Source organism: Pseudomonas sp. MEJ108 (genome assembly GCF_030208985.1).
GTDB classification, from domain to species: domain Bacteria; phylum Pseudomonadota; class Gammaproteobacteria; order Pseudomonadales; family Pseudomonadaceae; genus Aquipseudomonas; species Aquipseudomonas fragariae.
The window spans coordinates 22,849-35,807 of sequence record NZ_JARVSW010000028.1; the positions used below are offsets into that span (position 1 = coordinate 22,849).

Consider the following 12,959-nt stretch of genomic DNA (forward strand, 5'->3'; position numbering starts at 1 on the left):
AGTTTAGGACTGTAACGATTTTTCTGCACCCGTGAATAACACGGGTTGCTCGTCAACCTGTACGAAACCTGATCAAACCTCGGATTTCGCCGGGGGACGCGGAAACGCCACCGTGAACGTCGTGCCCTCTTCAGCCGAAGAGCGAACCGTCACATCGCCCAGATGGGCTCGAACGATCTCGCGCACGATAAACAGGCCGAGCCCGACGGTGCGGGTCTCGTCACTGTCGCTGACCACGCGTACGACGGGCTCGTACAGGTCGTCTACCTTCTCCATCGGTATCGGTTCACCGAGGTTGTGCACCGACAGCTTGATCATCCAGGTGTCGAACGACGACGTAATCAAAACCTCACCGTCGTCGGCGCCGTAATTGATGGCATTGCTGACCAGATTGCCGAGCATCTGCAGCAGGCGGTCAGGATCCGCCGAACAGGCGCCCTGTCCTTCGCTGCGATGGGTCAGCACCCGATCCGGGAAAACCTGGCGCAGTTCTTCGACGCCCCGGGCGACGACTGCGTGAAAGTCGATAGGCTGAGGAACGACGGTAATGCCACTGCCCACCCGGGCGTGAGTGAAATCCAGCAGGTCGACAATCATGCGATCGGCACGGTCGGTGGAATGATTGATGTGTCCCAGAATCCGCTCCTGCCGCGACTCCAGTGGGGTGCGCTCCAGCAGTCCGGCGGCCATCTTGATCGCGGCCAGCGGGTTGCGCAGGTCGTGGCTGACGATGCCAATCATCTGCTCGGCAAAAATAGCCCGGATCTCCGCCTCGGCATGCGCCAGACGCAAGCGATTGCGCGCCGAGGTCAGCTCGCTCTGCACGGTCATCTGCTGTTGCAGGAGTTCTTCGGCAATCTTGCGGGCAGCCAGTAGTTCGCGCTCGTACTTGTTGCGCTCTTCGGCCAGGAACACGGCCACTTCATGCAGATACCCCGACGGGTACTCGCGGCGTACGGCGTTGAGCATCATCGGGATGGGGCGGCCATCGGCATGAATCAGCTCGACCTTGACCTCGGCAATTGACCCTTGCGACTGCAGCGTGGGCGCCCAGTGAGTCTGCAGAAAGGCCTTGCCTGCCAGGCTCAGCAAATCCTGAAAGCGGCGGCCCACAACAGCGTCGCGCTCCAGACCCAGCCATCGGCAGAACGTCAGATTGGCGCGCTCGATGGTGCCGTTGGGCAACGTGATCAACAGACCACAGGGCGCATGCTCGTAGAGGTCTTCGGTGACGGGCAGGCTCACCTGTTCAACGGTCATGGGCGGCACTCTCGCAAGAGGCCAGAAACTGATTCATCGCAGTAATGCATTCCTGTGCTGCGCTCATGTGCGGGTAGTGCCCTACGTTGTCGATCATGTGCAGGGTGCTGTCGGTAATGACGCGGTGCAAGTACTCACCCACCTCGACCGGCACCACCATATCGTCGCTGCTTTGCAGAATGAGTGTTCTGCTCTTGAGTTGCGCGACATCGGCACGATGGTCGGATAAAAACGTCACGTGGGCAAACTGTCTGGCAATCTCCGCATTGGTGCGACAGAAACTGTTGGCGAGTTCTTCGCTCAGCTCAGGTCGATCCGAGGCACCCATGAGTGTCGGCGCGATGGTGCTGGACCAGCCCAGATAATTGCTTTCCAGCGTCTCAAGCAACGAATCGACATCGGCGCGAGTGAATCCACCCAGGTAATCTTCTTCGTTGAGGTAACGCGGGGACGGACCAATCATGATGTGACTGTCGAACCGACCGGGAGACTGAAGCTCGGCCAGCACGGCAATCATGCAACTGACCGAATGACCGACGTGCACCACCGGCCCCTCTGCGGCGAACTCGTTGACCACCTCCAGCAAGTCGGTTGCGTAGCCCTTGAGCGACGAATACTTGTGCGGATACCAGGCCGATACGTCCGAATTGCCGTTGCCCACCAGGTCGAACAGCACGACTTTGAAGCGCTCTGCGAAGTGCGGCGCTATAAAACGCCACATGTTCTGATCGCAACCAAATCCATGAGCGAAAATCAGAGTGATCGGTCCGTCGCCCATAATGTTGACGTTGTTGCGCTGCTGGACCGACATATCGGGCTCCGAAAATGGCCAGGTAAACGGCTGGGTATGTGCATACCGTGATAACGATGAGAGGAGGTTATCACCGTTAAAGGCACATTAGTGGCACAAACCGCACTTTAAGGCAGGAGCCAAAGAAGATTAATGATGGGCAGTGTTCTGAGGCGCGCCTGAACTTCGCAGGTATCGGAGCGGTGTCAGGTGACGCAGAGCGTCACGAACTGCATGCCAACGCGGTGCATTGGCACGATAAGCCGTCAGATTTACGATGAGCACGGCGCGTGGGGCTGACGAGAAGCGGTCTTTACTCGCCGATGTCTTCGTTCCACAGCTCTGGCTTGCTGGCAATAAAGTCTTTCATCATGTCTGTGCACTCACGGTTATGCAGCACCTCGATCTGCACGCCACGCGAGCGCAGCAGTTCTTCCTCGCCCATGAACGACTCATGCTCACCGATGATCACTTTGCGAATACCGTAGAGCAGGATCGCACCGCTACACATCGCACAAGGCGACAGTGTGGTGTAGAGCACGGAGTCACGGTAGACACTGGCCGGCTGGCGACCGGCATTTTCCAGCGCATCCATCTCGCCGTGCTTCGTCGCACTGCCCTCTTGTACACGACGGTTATGGCCTCGACCGATGATCTCGCCGCCGTGGACGATGACCGAGCCGATGGGGATTCCGCCTTCCTTCAGCCCGAGTTGCGCCTCATCGAATGCTGCCTGCATGAATGCGTCCATGTTTTTTGCCTCGTCTCGTCAAAATAGCTGTCAGTGTTGCAGTGCTGCCTCGGCATTGCCCAGCGCACGACTGACAAATTGTCCCAGCAGCTCCGATGATCGGGCTTTCATATCGGCGCTGACCTGGGTGTTTCTGGCCCTGAAGCTGTTCCCCAATGAAGGCGAATCCCCGCCCTGATTGAGCGAGCGCAATTCCTCGGCGGTAAATGAATGAGCATAAGCGGCTGCCAGATTGCGGTCCCACTGCGCCTGATATTCCGGTTTGAGGCGCTGTAATTCCTTCTGTACCAGTTCCTGCGCTTCAGTCTTGCCGACTGCCTGCACGATACCGGCAAACGTCGCCGTGCGCGAGGCGACCTGATACCCCAGCCAGGCAAGGCCATCGCCCAGGTTTCGCTGCTCCACCAGCGCCAGCGCCATGTCGTCGGCTTCTTCGGCGCAAGCCGGATGCATTGCGTCCAGGCACAGACAGGCCAGCAATGCCAGGCAGGTCTGCCACGTGCCGCGCGAGCCCCGAACATGATCAGTCATGACGCCTCCCGCATCGATTGACCCAGACCTGAACTTATCAGCTCGGCGGGGCTTTACCACTCGGCGCGTCGCATACCGGTCATTGATGCCGTTATCAGCTATGCGCCTCGCGTCATGCAGCAGAGTCATAGTTAAAGACTGCTGCTGACCCGGGTGGCAACATCGGCAGGTAACCAGGCTTTCCAGACCTCGGGATGCTGCTTGAGAAAGCGGGCAGCCACGACCTTGGCATCCTCATGCTTGTCACTCATTTCGCCCAAGGTCTTGTTCAGCAGATCAATCGGGAAATCCACGCCTTTGAAGACACTCACCAGTTCGGGGTACTGCTTGCTGAATTCTGCCGATACGCCAATCGACAGCGTCGCCGCCAGCGAAGACGTGCCGCGTGGGTTGGGGTTGCTGGCGTCAGTCAGGGTTTTCCAGGCCTCGGCATCAAAGGCGGGCTCGTCCAGTTTGATCAGCTTGTACTTGCCCAGCAGGGGCGTAGGCGACCAGTAGTAAAACAATACAGGCTTGCCACGCCGGATAGCGGAGGCGACCTCGGCGTCCAGCGCTGCGCCCGAGCCGGTACGGAAGTTGACGAAACTGTCGGCCAGGCCATAAGCCTTGAGTTTCTGCGTGTTGACGATTTCCGAGGTCCAGCCGCTCGGGCTGTTCAGGAACCGGCCTTTGTCGGGCGATTCAGGGTCTTTGAAAACGTCCTTGTAACGCGCCAGATCCGCGACAGATTTCAGGTCAGGCGCCAGCGGCTTGATGCCTTTGGCGGCGTCGCCCTTGATTACGTACTCCGGCACCCACCAGCCTTCGGTGGCGCCCTTGACGATGTTGCCCAGCCCGAGCACCTTGCCCTCCTCTTCAGCCTTGACCCACACCGGGCTGCGTCCGGTCCATTCTTCGGCGATCACCTGAATGTCATTTTTTGCCAGCGCGGTTTCCAGGCTGACCGTACTGCCGGGCAAGGTATCGGTCGGGTAGCCATAGCCCTTCTCGACAATGGTACGCAGGACTTCAGTGATCAGGCTGCCGCTTTCCCAGGTCAGTGCGCCAAACTGGATAGGCTTGGCTTTTTCAGCCGCTGTGGCTGTCTGGCCAAGCAGGCCCAGCGCCAGAAGTGAACAGCCCAGGAGTCGTGTTATTGATTTCATGCTCACCTCAAATGGCGCGGAAGAAACGGGTCTGAAACTATCGACACCAGCCTGCGCCGATTAGTTGTCACGGCTTGGGCCTCTGTATGATGCAGGGCTCCTATTTTTCAAGCGCACCTGCGATGTCCGAAATCCAGTTCTACCCGCTGCCTGATGAATGTCGCCCGTTGCTGGGCAAGTTCTACCGCGAGCACCAGTCGCCAATGCGCGCTGCCAGCAAGGGCCAGGCCTGGGTTGCAAAACGGGCAGAAATCATCGGTGCGTTGTGCCTGACGCCTGTCGCAGAGGGGCATTGGCTGACCGGGCTGTTCGTCGCGCCGGCGGCTCGCGGGCAAGCAGTGGCGCAGGGCCTGATCGAAGCGGCATTGCAACCGCTGAACGGGCCGGTGTGGCTGTTCTGCCATCCGGACCTGCTGGGCTTTTATCAACGTTCAGGGTTCGCGACGGCCCGGCGTCTGCCACAGGCCCTGGGTGAACGGTTCATGCGTTACAGCCGCAGCAAGCCGCTGATCGCACTGTGCCGCGAAACCTGATGGCGTCGCAGCACAACACGACGATCACTCGTCGGCGTTGGGGTCCATGTCCGGAAACATCACGTCCATGAAGCCGAATTTGCTGAAATCGGTGATGCGCGACGGGTAAAGCCTACCGATCAGGTGGTCGCATTCATGCTGAACGACACGCGCGTGAAAACCCTGGGCAACACGCTCGATGGGCTGGCCCTGAGGATCGAAGCCTTCGTAACGAATGCTCTGATAACGGTCCACCATGCCGCGCAATCCGGGCACTGACAGACACCCTTCCCAGCCCTCTTCCAGCGTCGGGCTCAGCGGGGTAATCAGCGGGTTGATCAGGATCGTCTGCGGGACCGCCTCGGCCTGCGGATAGCGCTCGTTGCGCTCGAAACCAAAAATCACCAGTTGCAGATCGACGCCGATCTGCGGCGCCGCCAGGCCAACACCGCCGACACTGTGCATGGTTTCGAACATGTCGGCAATCAGCGTATCGAGCTCGCTGCTGCCGAACATCTCTGCGGGTACCGGAGGGGCGATGCGCAACAAGCGCTCATCGCCCATCTTCAGGATTTTGTGGATCATGACTGCGTGTCTCTTGCCGACTTAAAAAGCGATCTTGCCACACAACACGATCAGGCTTCGTCCGCCTTCTGCAACGGCACCGAATGGTCGCGGCCCAGACCGGAGACATGCTGCTTGACTGTCTCGCTGCTCTCTTCGCCGCCGTCACCGGCTTCCTTCTCGCCTGCGTCCTTGCCTTCGGCGGACATGTGCTCGATCACCGCATTCATTTCCGCACCCAGCAACAGCACCGCCGCGGAAATATAGAAATACAGTAACAGCACGATGATCGCGCCGATGCTGCCGTACATGGCGTTGTAGTCGGCAAAGGTCTTGACGTAAAAACCGAAAGCCAGGGAAGCAACGATCCACACCACCACGGCCAGCACCGAGCCTGGGGTGATAAAGCGAAACTCCTGTTTGACGTCCGGCATCACGTAATAGATCAGCGCCACGGCGACCATCAGCAGAATAATGATCGCGGGCCAGCGCAGGATGGTCCACAGCGTGACGATGAAGTCTTCCATGCCGATCTGCGCGGCAATCCAGTTCATGACCTGCGGCCCCAGCACCATGAAGGCGGCTGCCGCCAGTAACATGCCGGCAATGCCTACGGTGTAGAGAATCGACAGCGGCAGGCGTTTCCAGATAGGACGCCCTTCGACCACGTCATACGCTGCGTTCATGGCGCTCATCATCAGGCGCACACCCGCTGACGCGGTCCACAAGGCGATGACGATACCGATCGACAGCAAGCCGCCCTTGGACTGCTGCAACTGGTCGATGACCGGGTTGACCTGCTCGAGCGCCTGCGGCGGCAAGAGAAACTCCGACTGCAGTCGCAACCAGGAAAAAAAGTCCGGCAGATGCAGAAAGCCGATCAACGCGATCAGAAACAGCAGGAACGGGAACAGAGAAAACAACATCTGGTAAGCCAGCGCCGAGGCATAGGTGGACATCTCGTCATCGAGGAACTCGTTGACGGTTCTCACCAGCACTTTGCCGACTTTCAATTTACGCAAATGGGGGAAAATCATGGCGCTTCCTCTCGCTCCCTTACTGGAAAACCTTACATCCTGAAAACCGGCATGTCATAGATGACGTGTCGCGTTGACGAACCGATACGCGAATACCGATGGCACATTGACTGGACAGGCCATGAAAGGTTTCAGTCCCGCAGAGCAGAAAGCATAACGGCCATCCGTGGATGACCGTTATCGGTAAAACTGCCCCGGCGCCAGGGCGCCGGGAACAATCGACTCAAGCCTTGTCCACGCCCTTCTTGATCGCGTCCTTGACCTTGCCTACGGTCTGCTGGCCTTCGCCTTTCAGCTCTTGTACCTTGCCTTCAGCCTGAAGTTTGTCATTGTCGGTAGCCTTGCCAACAGCCTGCTTGACGTTACCAACTGCTTCGTTGGCCATACCTTTGGCTTTATCGCTGGTGCTGCTCATCGAAAATCTCCTGGGTCTGAAGACCGCGCTGGAATCGGATGTCGTACTCGACAGAAGATTGACCTGTGCCGGTGGCCAAGAGTTTCAACTATTTTCCAGGCCACTCGTCTGCCGAGCATTTGGGCAGGTTTGCGGCAGAGTTTGTGCGAGAATGCGCGCCACCGTTGTCCGGCAGGGCCGACACGCTGAACACACCGATTCACAGGAACGTTATGAAACTCGATAAAAAGCTGGCCATTGCACGCAGAAACCAGGATCTGGGTGGCGCAGTGCTGGGCGTCAACAACACGCATTTCGCCGTGCTGGACCACAAAAGAAACATCTGGTGGTTCGACCTGCCTGTCCCGCGCCTGCAAGTAGGCCAGTACGAGTGGCTGCACCTGCTGCTGCACACGCCTGAAACCGACCAGTTACTGCATTTGAAAGTGACCACGGTATTCATGCGCGATCACATGGAAGGCCTTGAAGTGCGCAATGCCGACAAGCGCAAACCGACCGTCAGCCTGGAGCTGAGCGCCGACAAGGACTCTTTCCTCAAGGACATGCGCCCCAAGGGCAGCAACCTGAGTTTTGCCGGCTTCCTGCAGAAGTAGCGGTAAACCCGCCACCAGATTCGCGCACTGCGCCGGGTGAGCGTTGCGAGCAGCCAACCCTCACCCGGCACACCGCTTCAGGCAAATCGACGTACCGCCAGATAGCCCGCCGTACCGGCCAGCGCCGACACCACCGTGCCCCACGCATGATCCACCAGCGCCAGCTGCGCCGGCCAGCCCTGTAAGGTGGCCCAGTTGGTCAGGTCATAGGTGCCATAGGCAATCAGCCCCAGCAGCCCGCTGCACAATGTCGCGTGGCTCAATCGTTGCGCTCTGAGCGCAGGCATGACGCCGAAAAACACCACCCCCGCCCCATACAGCAGATAAAACGCAATGGCAGGCCCTAATACGGGCGTTTCGAGCATCAGCGGCCCGAGCCATTCACGGTAGGTCGGCCCCATCAACACGCCCAGCCACAGTCCGTCGAGGATCAGAAACGCCAGCAATGTGCCGAAGTAAGCGATCAGTATTCTTTTCATGGCGCGTCCTTGATCAAGTTTCAGGGCCGGGAAAGCCCGCTTGAGGGTATGACCGACCAAAGGTAGACATTGATCCATCCAACTTCAGGACTTTTAAAAGGTGAAGGGAGTCAGTGTTAACGAGCGTTATGGAGTTTCAAGCACATGAACACTGTTGGTCCCCTGAAAATAGATGTCTGGAGCGACTACGTCTGCCCGTTCTGCTACCTGCAACTGGCCGTCCTGGAACAGCTTCAGCAAACCTACGGTGAGCGGCTCGAATTTAACTGGCATGCCTTTGAACTGCGCCCTGACCCATTGGCACTGCTCGACCCGAGTGCTGATTATCTGCGTGAAACCTGGTCACGATCTGTACTGCCGATGGCCGACAGGCGTCAGGTGATGATGAAGATGCCCAGCGTTCAGCCGCGCAGCCGCAAGGTTCTGGAAGCCGCAGTCTTTGCCAGGAATGCAGGAGGTTTTGAAGCGTTTCACAAAGAGGCTTACCGGGCGTTCTTCGAAAAGGGGCTGGATATCAGCGAGACGCACACGCTGCTCGAGCTGGCCACCACCACCGGACTGGATCGGCAAGCGATGGAGCAGGCACTCAATGCCGGTCATTTTGAAAAGGCCGTGTTGGACGACCGGCAACTGGCACAGAAGCTTGGGTTGAGAGCGGTGCCGGTCGTGCTGCTGCGACGCAGCGACGAGGCGCTGGAAGACGCGCGGGTATTCAACGGCACCTTGCCGTTTGAGCGCCTGAGCCAGGAAATAGACGCGCTCGCCACTTGGGTCTGAGGCATCGCGAGCTGCATTGACTGCAGCTCACATCAATTGCCGCTCAGGCACCCAGGCTGCGACGTGTTGTCAGACCAGCTCGATACGGTCGGCGTGAATCACGATCTGGCCCTGCTTGTACAACGCACCAATGGCCTTTTTGAAGTTGCCCTTGCTGACGCCAAACAGGCCGCTGATGACCTGCGGATCACTTTTATCGCTGACCGGCAGCGTGCCGTTGTTCTCGCGCAGCTTGGTGAGAATCTTCGAGTTCAGGCTGCTCGCGGCCTCTGCACCGACGGGTTGCAGGCTCAGGCTGATATTGCCGTCGCTGCGAATTTCCTTGATGTAACCCTTTTCCTGCTTGCCGGCGCGCATGAACTTGAACACTTCGTTCTTGTGAATCAGGCCCCAGTGCTTGTTGTTGATGATCGCCTTGAAGCCCATGTCGGTCGCTTCAGCCACCAGCAGATCGACTTCCTGGCCCACGCTGTAGTTGGCGGGAGTCTTGTCCAGGTAGCGATCCAGACGCGCAGTCGCGGTAATGCGCCGTGTGTGTTTGTCGAGGTAGACGTGAACCACGCAGTAATCACCGGCCTGCAAGGTGCGCTTCTCTTCGGAGTACGGCAGCAACAGGTCCTTGGGCAGGCCCCAGTCAAGGAATACACCGATGCTGTTGACTTCAACCACCTTCAGGCTGGCGAACTCACCGACCTGCACCTTGGGTTTTTCAGTGGTGGCGAGCAGCTTGTCTTCGCTGTCCAGATAGATGAACACATTGAGCCAGTCCTCATCTTCCGTAGGAACGTCCTTGGGGATGTACCGATTGGGCAGCAGGATTTCACCATCCTGCGCACCGTCCAGATACAGACCGAAGTTCGTGTGCTTGACGATTTGCAAGCTGTTGTAACGCCCGATTAAAGCCATTTCCAGATACCCTCATTACGTGGGCGGCATTCTACCCGACTTTGAGTCCGGGTTCGCGTTGCGTGGCCGAAGGTGTCGATACAGCCTCCACTCGTCAGTTTCCCCGATCCCCGTCGATCGACCTTGCTGCACTGCGGCGCAGCGCCACGTCGAAATTTTGTATCTGAAAACAGGCGCTTAGCGGCTTCCGGAATAAATTCGCCAAGCCACCGAGTGCAGGTTCGGCTCGGGCGAATGCCATATTCACCAAGCAATAATCAAGCGTTTCCTGTACTCTGGCTGGCCGTATTACGTTTATGAAGGTAAATGGCAGCCATGCGTATCAAAGCATCCCACTCGAAAGCCAAACCCGCCCCAGCCGTTGAAACGAGCGACTCGATCAACGCGCAGATTGCAGCTTTCCTGAAGTCCGGCGGTGAAATCCAGCAAATTGCCAAAGGCGTGAGTGGCCAGACCTTCGCACCTTCCAAGCAGATCAATCTCGGTAAAAAGTAAAACCGCGTCCTGCCTGTCGATCTCTACGCGCCTTGACGCTCAAGGCGCTAGATTGACCATCCTTCGCTGGATATTCTTCCGGTCACGCTGCTACTCTCTCCTCTGATATCACTATGACCACGAGCTGGATCACGCTCTGGACGTTATCTTCTTTGTGGAATGCTCGAATGAAGAACTGGATGCTTTTCGGTGCACTTGTCTACCTTGGCGGCTGCGCGTCGCACCACTGCGAAAACGGCCCCAACGACAGTCAGCTCACCGACAGCCCTTGCCGGGCGGAGCATCTGCTCTATCAGAACGACATGCTGCAGGCCAAACTGCTGATCAGCGAAGACAACCGCGAAAACTATGAGCTGGCCGAAGCCATGCTGCGCCGTGCCGCACTTGACGACGCGTCGGGCGAAGCCGAGTTCTATCAGGCTGTATTGCTGATTCGCCAGCAGGCCGACCAAAAGCAGATCATCGATTTGCTGCAAACCGCCGCGAAACACAAGCATCCACTGGCCATCGCCCTGCTCTCCCAGCAACTGAGTGTCAGCGATCCAAAGCTTGCCGAACGTTATCAGTCTGAATACGCCCAACTGGACGTCGCCAAGAGTGGCTACCCGTCGTTTGAGCAGGCGCTGGTGGTGATTCGAGGGCTGATCATCCCGTCTGCGCGCACCACTGCGGCCAACTGACACACGACGGATCGACGAACGGTCCGCCCCGAGCTCATTTCAACGGTATGCTTGCGAGGCTCTAGCTCGCGGCTTGTGTCGGCTCCTGAGCCATTTTCGATACGCCATCCCTGACCACACTCCTCGCAGATCAAGGAGTGAGCCATGCTCAGCCATCGCTTACACGTGCTGTCTTTCAGCGCCATGCTTGTTTGTCAGTCCGTCTCTGCCCAGGTTCTGGAGCGGGATCTGGGCGACTTCGACCTGAAACTCGCCACCACGCCTACGCGCAGCATGGCCCAGGGTCTGGTGACGCCCACCGGCGGTTCCGGGTCCTTTCATGGCGGCATGGACCTGACCCACGAAAGCGGTTTCTACTTCGGGCAGTGGGCGCCCAACATGGGCCTGGCCTCCGATACCGGGATGGAGCTCGACTCCTACATGGGCTTCAAGAAGCCCTTCGATAACACCCTTGGCTACGAGCTGGGGATGATTCGTTACAGTTACCCCGACACCAGCCAGATCGACAGCCACGAGTTCTATGCCGGCCTGCGCATGCGCGACAGCCGGATCGGCGCGGCCTTCAGCAACGATGTCGGCACCCGCGACAGCACGGTATTCGTCGATCTGGGCGCCATCGAGCAACTCGGCGTCGGCGTGCGCATGCAGTACGCCAATCACCAGTTCGATACCCCGCAGTCCGCCGCCGACGGCGGGTTGATCAACGGCTTCAACGACTGGTCGCTGAACCTGTCACGCCCCTGGCTGGGCATCGACATGAACCTCATCTATAGCGGCTCAAGCCTGAGCGGCGGCGATTGCAGCGTCTACAGCGGCCACAACGCACGCTGTGACGGGACGTTCACCCTTAAAGCGGTGCGTTCATTCTTTTAAAGGCCCAAACCGGTTGAACTGCCAGACGCTACACTCCTCTACTGCACGTCAGTACGCCAAGGAGATGTCATGCAGTCTTTATTCAAAGCATTCGTCACACTGTTGATGACCGTTGCACTGCTCGCAGGATGCAATCAGGTAGGACTGGCGTACCGCAACCTCGACGTGATCATTCCGTGGACGCTCAGCGACTACCTGGACATGAATTCGGAACAGAAAGGCTGGCTGGACGTGCGCCTCAAGCAACACTTGAGCTGGCACTGCAGCACCCAGCTGCCGGAGTACCTGACCTGGCTGGACAAGCTCGAGGACATGGTCAAGACCGATCAGGTGACCTACGAAGGGCTGCAGGCTCGTACCAGCGAAGCCAAAGAAGCAATCGCCAAGATCTCGAAGGAAATCACGCCCTCTGCGGTAGAGTTGCTGTCGCGCTTTGACGACAAGCAGGTGCAGGAGATGCAGGAGTCGTTCGCCAAGGATCAGCGCAAGCGCGAGAACAAATACCTCGACCAGCCACTGGAACGTCAGATCGCAGAGCGCGCCGACCGTATGCAGAAACGTGTGACGCCGTGGGTCGGCAAGCTCAATCAGGCGCAGAAAGACCGCATTCAGGCCTGGTCTGCATCGCTCGGCGAACAGAACAAGGCCTGGATCGAGAACCGTACGCGGTGGCAGAACCTGTTTCTGGCCACGGTCCAGCAGCGTCAGGCCAGCGACTTCCCGCAACGCATCGCCGCGTTGCTGCAGGACCGCGAGACGTTCTGGACCCCTGAATACCGCAAGGCCTACGACCAGACCGAGAAGGCCGCGATATCGCTGATCGTCGACATCACCGCCCTGAGCACCCCGGAACAACGCGCCAAACTGCTGAGCCGCATCGCCGACATGCGCAAGGACTTCACCGACCTGGACTGCCTGAAGTCGCAGAAGTAGTTCGATAGCCCTCTCACCACAACTATCGTACCCATGCTGCGCATGGGTATGCCGTTCTGGACGCTCTGCTTCCTGCCTTGAGTACGCGGGCGCGGCGCAGAGTCGTGACGCGGAGCGTCACCCAAGGCATTCCCACGCTGGAGCGTGAGGAACGATGGTCATCTCAGCACAACTATGACTATCGTGCCCGCGCTCCGCATGGGTATGCCGTTCTGGAC

Annotated in this window: 17 protein-coding genes; 7 read left to right on the forward strand and 10 right to left on the reverse strand. The window is 58.5% G+C overall.

The features are described from left to right. Positions 1 to 72 precede the first annotated feature (72 nt). The 5 genes from QRN50_RS14465 to QRN50_RS14485 all read right to left on the reverse strand — a co-directional run bounded on the left by QRN50_RS14465 (position 73) and on the right by QRN50_RS14485 (position 4,477). The gene (locus tag QRN50_RS14465; protein ID WP_003402508.1) at positions 73 to 1,260 is read right to left on the reverse strand and encodes a PAS domain-containing sensor histidine kinase; all 1,188 of its coding nucleotides are present in this window, start codon (positions 1,258 to 1,260) and stop codon (positions 73 to 75) included. Then, the gene (locus tag QRN50_RS14470; protein ID WP_057458046.1) at positions 1,250 to 2,071 is read right to left on the reverse strand and encodes an alpha/beta fold hydrolase; all 822 of its coding nucleotides are present in this window, start codon (positions 2,069 to 2,071) and stop codon (positions 1,250 to 1,252) included. The genes QRN50_RS14465 and QRN50_RS14470 overlap by 11 nt, the downstream gene beginning before the upstream one ends. A gap of 292 nt (positions 2,072 to 2,363) precedes the next feature. Continuing rightward, a complete protein-coding gene (locus tag QRN50_RS14475) occupies positions 2,364 to 2,801 on the reverse strand; it encodes a nucleoside deaminase (protein WP_024638948.1) in 438 nt (145 codons plus the stop codon). A gap of 30 nt (positions 2,802 to 2,831) precedes the next feature. Continuing rightward, positions 2,832 to 3,332 (reverse strand): hypothetical protein, encoded by a 501-nt coding sequence (locus QRN50_RS14480; RefSeq protein WP_003402502.1) that lies wholly within the window; start codon positions 3,330 to 3,332, stop codon positions 2,832 to 2,834. Positions 3,333 to 3,463: 131 nt separating this feature from the next. After that, positions 3,464 to 4,477, reverse strand: coding sequence for an ABC transporter substrate-binding protein (locus QRN50_RS14485; RefSeq protein ID WP_058398712.1), 1,014 nt, complete (start codon positions 4,475 to 4,477; stop codon positions 3,464 to 3,466). Between the two features lie 122 nt (positions 4,478 to 4,599). Here QRN50_RS14485 and QRN50_RS14490 point away from each other — a divergent pair, with 122 nt between their 5' ends. Beyond that, the gene (locus QRN50_RS14490) at positions 4,600 to 5,010 is read left to right on the forward strand and encodes a GNAT family N-acetyltransferase (protein ID WP_024638946.1); all 411 of its coding nucleotides are present in this window, start codon (positions 4,600 to 4,602) and stop codon (positions 5,008 to 5,010) included. A 24-nt stretch (positions 5,011 to 5,034) separates the two neighbouring features. Here QRN50_RS14490 and def read toward each other — a convergent pair whose 3' ends face one another. The 3 genes from def to QRN50_RS14505 form a co-directional block, all read right to left on the reverse strand. Beyond that, on the reverse strand, positions 5,035 to 5,574 hold the full coding sequence (gene def / locus QRN50_RS14495) for a peptide deformylase (RefSeq protein WP_096127130.1): 540 nt from the start codon (positions 5,572 to 5,574) through the stop codon (positions 5,035 to 5,037). Positions 5,575 to 5,624: 50 nt separating this feature from the next. Then, a complete protein-coding gene (locus QRN50_RS14500; protein ID WP_011268643.1) occupies positions 5,625 to 6,590 on the reverse strand; it encodes a YihY/virulence factor BrkB family protein in 966 nt (321 codons plus the stop codon). Positions 6,591 to 6,813: 223 nt separating this feature from the next. Beyond that, entirely contained in the window at positions 6,814 to 7,005 is a 192-nt protein-coding gene (locus tag QRN50_RS14505) for a CsbD family protein (protein WP_003402493.1), read from the reverse strand. 212 nt (positions 7,006 to 7,217) lie between these two features. Here QRN50_RS14505 and QRN50_RS14510 point away from each other — a divergent pair, with 212 nt between their 5' ends. After that, the gene (locus tag QRN50_RS14510; protein ID WP_003363371.1) at positions 7,218 to 7,598 is read left to right on the forward strand and encodes a hypothetical protein; all 381 of its coding nucleotides are present in this window, start codon (positions 7,218 to 7,220) and stop codon (positions 7,596 to 7,598) included. 77 nt (positions 7,599 to 7,675) lie between these two features. On the opposite strand, the gene QRN50_RS14515 is transcribed toward QRN50_RS14510, so the two are convergent. Next, positions 7,676 to 8,077 carry a DUF2177 family protein gene (locus QRN50_RS14515; RefSeq protein ID WP_024652792.1) on the reverse strand — a complete coding sequence of 134 codons (402 nt, stop codon included), beginning with the start codon at positions 8,075 to 8,077 and terminating at the stop codon, positions 7,676 to 7,678. Positions 8,078 to 8,221: 144 nt separating this feature from the next. Here QRN50_RS14515 and QRN50_RS14520 point away from each other — a divergent pair, with 144 nt between their 5' ends. Further along, positions 8,222 to 8,854: a DsbA family oxidoreductase gene (locus QRN50_RS14520; RefSeq protein WP_096127131.1), complete on the forward strand. Its 633-nt coding sequence runs from the start codon at positions 8,222 to 8,224 to the stop codon at positions 8,852 to 8,854. A gap of 69 nt (positions 8,855 to 8,923) precedes the next feature. Here the strand turns inward: QRN50_RS14520 and QRN50_RS14525 are convergent, their stop codons facing one another. Beyond that, entirely contained in the window at positions 8,924 to 9,760 is an 837-nt protein-coding gene (locus tag QRN50_RS14525) for a CvfB family protein (protein WP_011268646.1), read from the reverse strand. Positions 9,761 to 10,066: 306 nt separating this feature from the next. Between QRN50_RS14525 and QRN50_RS14530 the strand changes: the two genes are divergently transcribed. The 4 genes from QRN50_RS14530 to QRN50_RS14545 all read left to right on the forward strand — a co-directional run bounded on the left by QRN50_RS14530 (position 10,067) and on the right by QRN50_RS14545 (position 12,741). Beyond that, a complete protein-coding gene (locus QRN50_RS14530; protein WP_002554403.1) occupies positions 10,067 to 10,255 on the forward strand; it encodes a PFL_1563 family small protein in 189 nt (62 codons plus the stop codon). Between the two features lie 167 nt (positions 10,256 to 10,422). Next, positions 10,423 to 10,935, forward strand: a complete 513-nt coding sequence (locus QRN50_RS14535; RefSeq protein ID WP_003412760.1) for a hypothetical protein — start codon at positions 10,423 to 10,425, stop codon at positions 10,933 to 10,935. Positions 10,936 to 11,079: 144 nt separating this feature from the next. After that, positions 11,080 to 11,808, forward strand: a complete 729-nt coding sequence (locus QRN50_RS14540; RefSeq protein WP_011268648.1) for a TorF family putative porin — start codon at positions 11,080 to 11,082, stop codon at positions 11,806 to 11,808. A gap of 69 nt (positions 11,809 to 11,877) precedes the next feature. Continuing rightward, positions 11,878 to 12,741 (forward strand): DUF6279 family lipoprotein, encoded by an 864-nt coding sequence (locus QRN50_RS14545; RefSeq protein ID WP_003425465.1) that lies wholly within the window; start codon positions 11,878 to 11,880, stop codon positions 12,739 to 12,741. The last annotated feature ends 218 nt before the right edge of the window (positions 12,742 to 12,959 follow it).

Excerpts from the sequence above, each read along its gene's own strand:
- QRN50_RS14465 (WP_003402508.1), bottom strand. The coding sequence starts at position 1,260 with ATGACCGTTGAACAGGTGAGCCTGCCCGTCACCGAAGACCTCTACGAG.
- QRN50_RS14470 (WP_057458046.1), bottom strand. The coding sequence starts at position 2,071 with ATGTCGGTCCAGCAGCGCAACAACGTCAACATTATGGGCGACGGACCG.
- QRN50_RS14475 (WP_024638948.1), bottom strand. The coding sequence starts at position 2,801 with ATGGACGCATTCATGCAGGCAGCATTCGATGAGGCGCAACTCGGGCTG.
- QRN50_RS14480 (WP_003402502.1), bottom strand. The coding sequence starts at position 3,332 with ATGACTGATCATGTTCGGGGCTCGCGCGGCACGTGGCAGACCTGCCTG.
- QRN50_RS14485 (WP_058398712.1), bottom strand. The coding sequence starts at position 4,477 with ATGAAATCAATAACACGACTCCTGGGCTGTTCACTTCTGGCGCTGGGC.
- QRN50_RS14490 (WP_024638946.1), top strand. The coding sequence starts at position 4,600 with ATGTCCGAAATCCAGTTCTACCCGCTGCCTGATGAATGTCGCCCGTTG.
- def (WP_096127130.1), bottom strand. The coding sequence starts at position 5,574 with ATGATCCACAAAATCCTGAAGATGGGCGATGAGCGCTTGTTGCGCATC.
- QRN50_RS14500 (WP_011268643.1), bottom strand. The coding sequence starts at position 6,590 with ATGATTTTCCCCCATTTGCGTAAATTGAAAGTCGGCAAAGTGCTGGTG.
- QRN50_RS14505 (WP_003402493.1), bottom strand. The coding sequence starts at position 7,005 with ATGAGCAGCACCAGCGATAAAGCCAAAGGTATGGCCAACGAAGCAGTT.
- QRN50_RS14510 (WP_003363371.1), top strand. The coding sequence starts at position 7,218 with ATGAAACTCGATAAAAAGCTGGCCATTGCACGCAGAAACCAGGATCTG.
- QRN50_RS14515 (WP_024652792.1), bottom strand. The coding sequence starts at position 8,077 with ATGAAAAGAATACTGATCGCTTACTTCGGCACATTGCTGGCGTTTCTG.
- QRN50_RS14520 (WP_096127131.1), top strand. The coding sequence starts at position 8,222 with ATGAACACTGTTGGTCCCCTGAAAATAGATGTCTGGAGCGACTACGTC.
- QRN50_RS14525 (WP_011268646.1), bottom strand. The coding sequence starts at position 9,760 with ATGGCTTTAATCGGGCGTTACAACAGCTTGCAAATCGTCAAGCACACG.
- QRN50_RS14530 (WP_002554403.1), top strand. The coding sequence starts at position 10,067 with ATGGCAGCCATGCGTATCAAAGCATCCCACTCGAAAGCCAAACCCGCC.
- QRN50_RS14535 (WP_003412760.1), top strand. The coding sequence starts at position 10,423 with ATGAAGAACTGGATGCTTTTCGGTGCACTTGTCTACCTTGGCGGCTGC.
- QRN50_RS14540 (WP_011268648.1), top strand. The coding sequence starts at position 11,080 with ATGCTCAGCCATCGCTTACACGTGCTGTCTTTCAGCGCCATGCTTGTT.
- QRN50_RS14545 (WP_003425465.1), top strand. The coding sequence starts at position 11,878 with ATGCAGTCTTTATTCAAAGCATTCGTCACACTGTTGATGACCGTTGCA.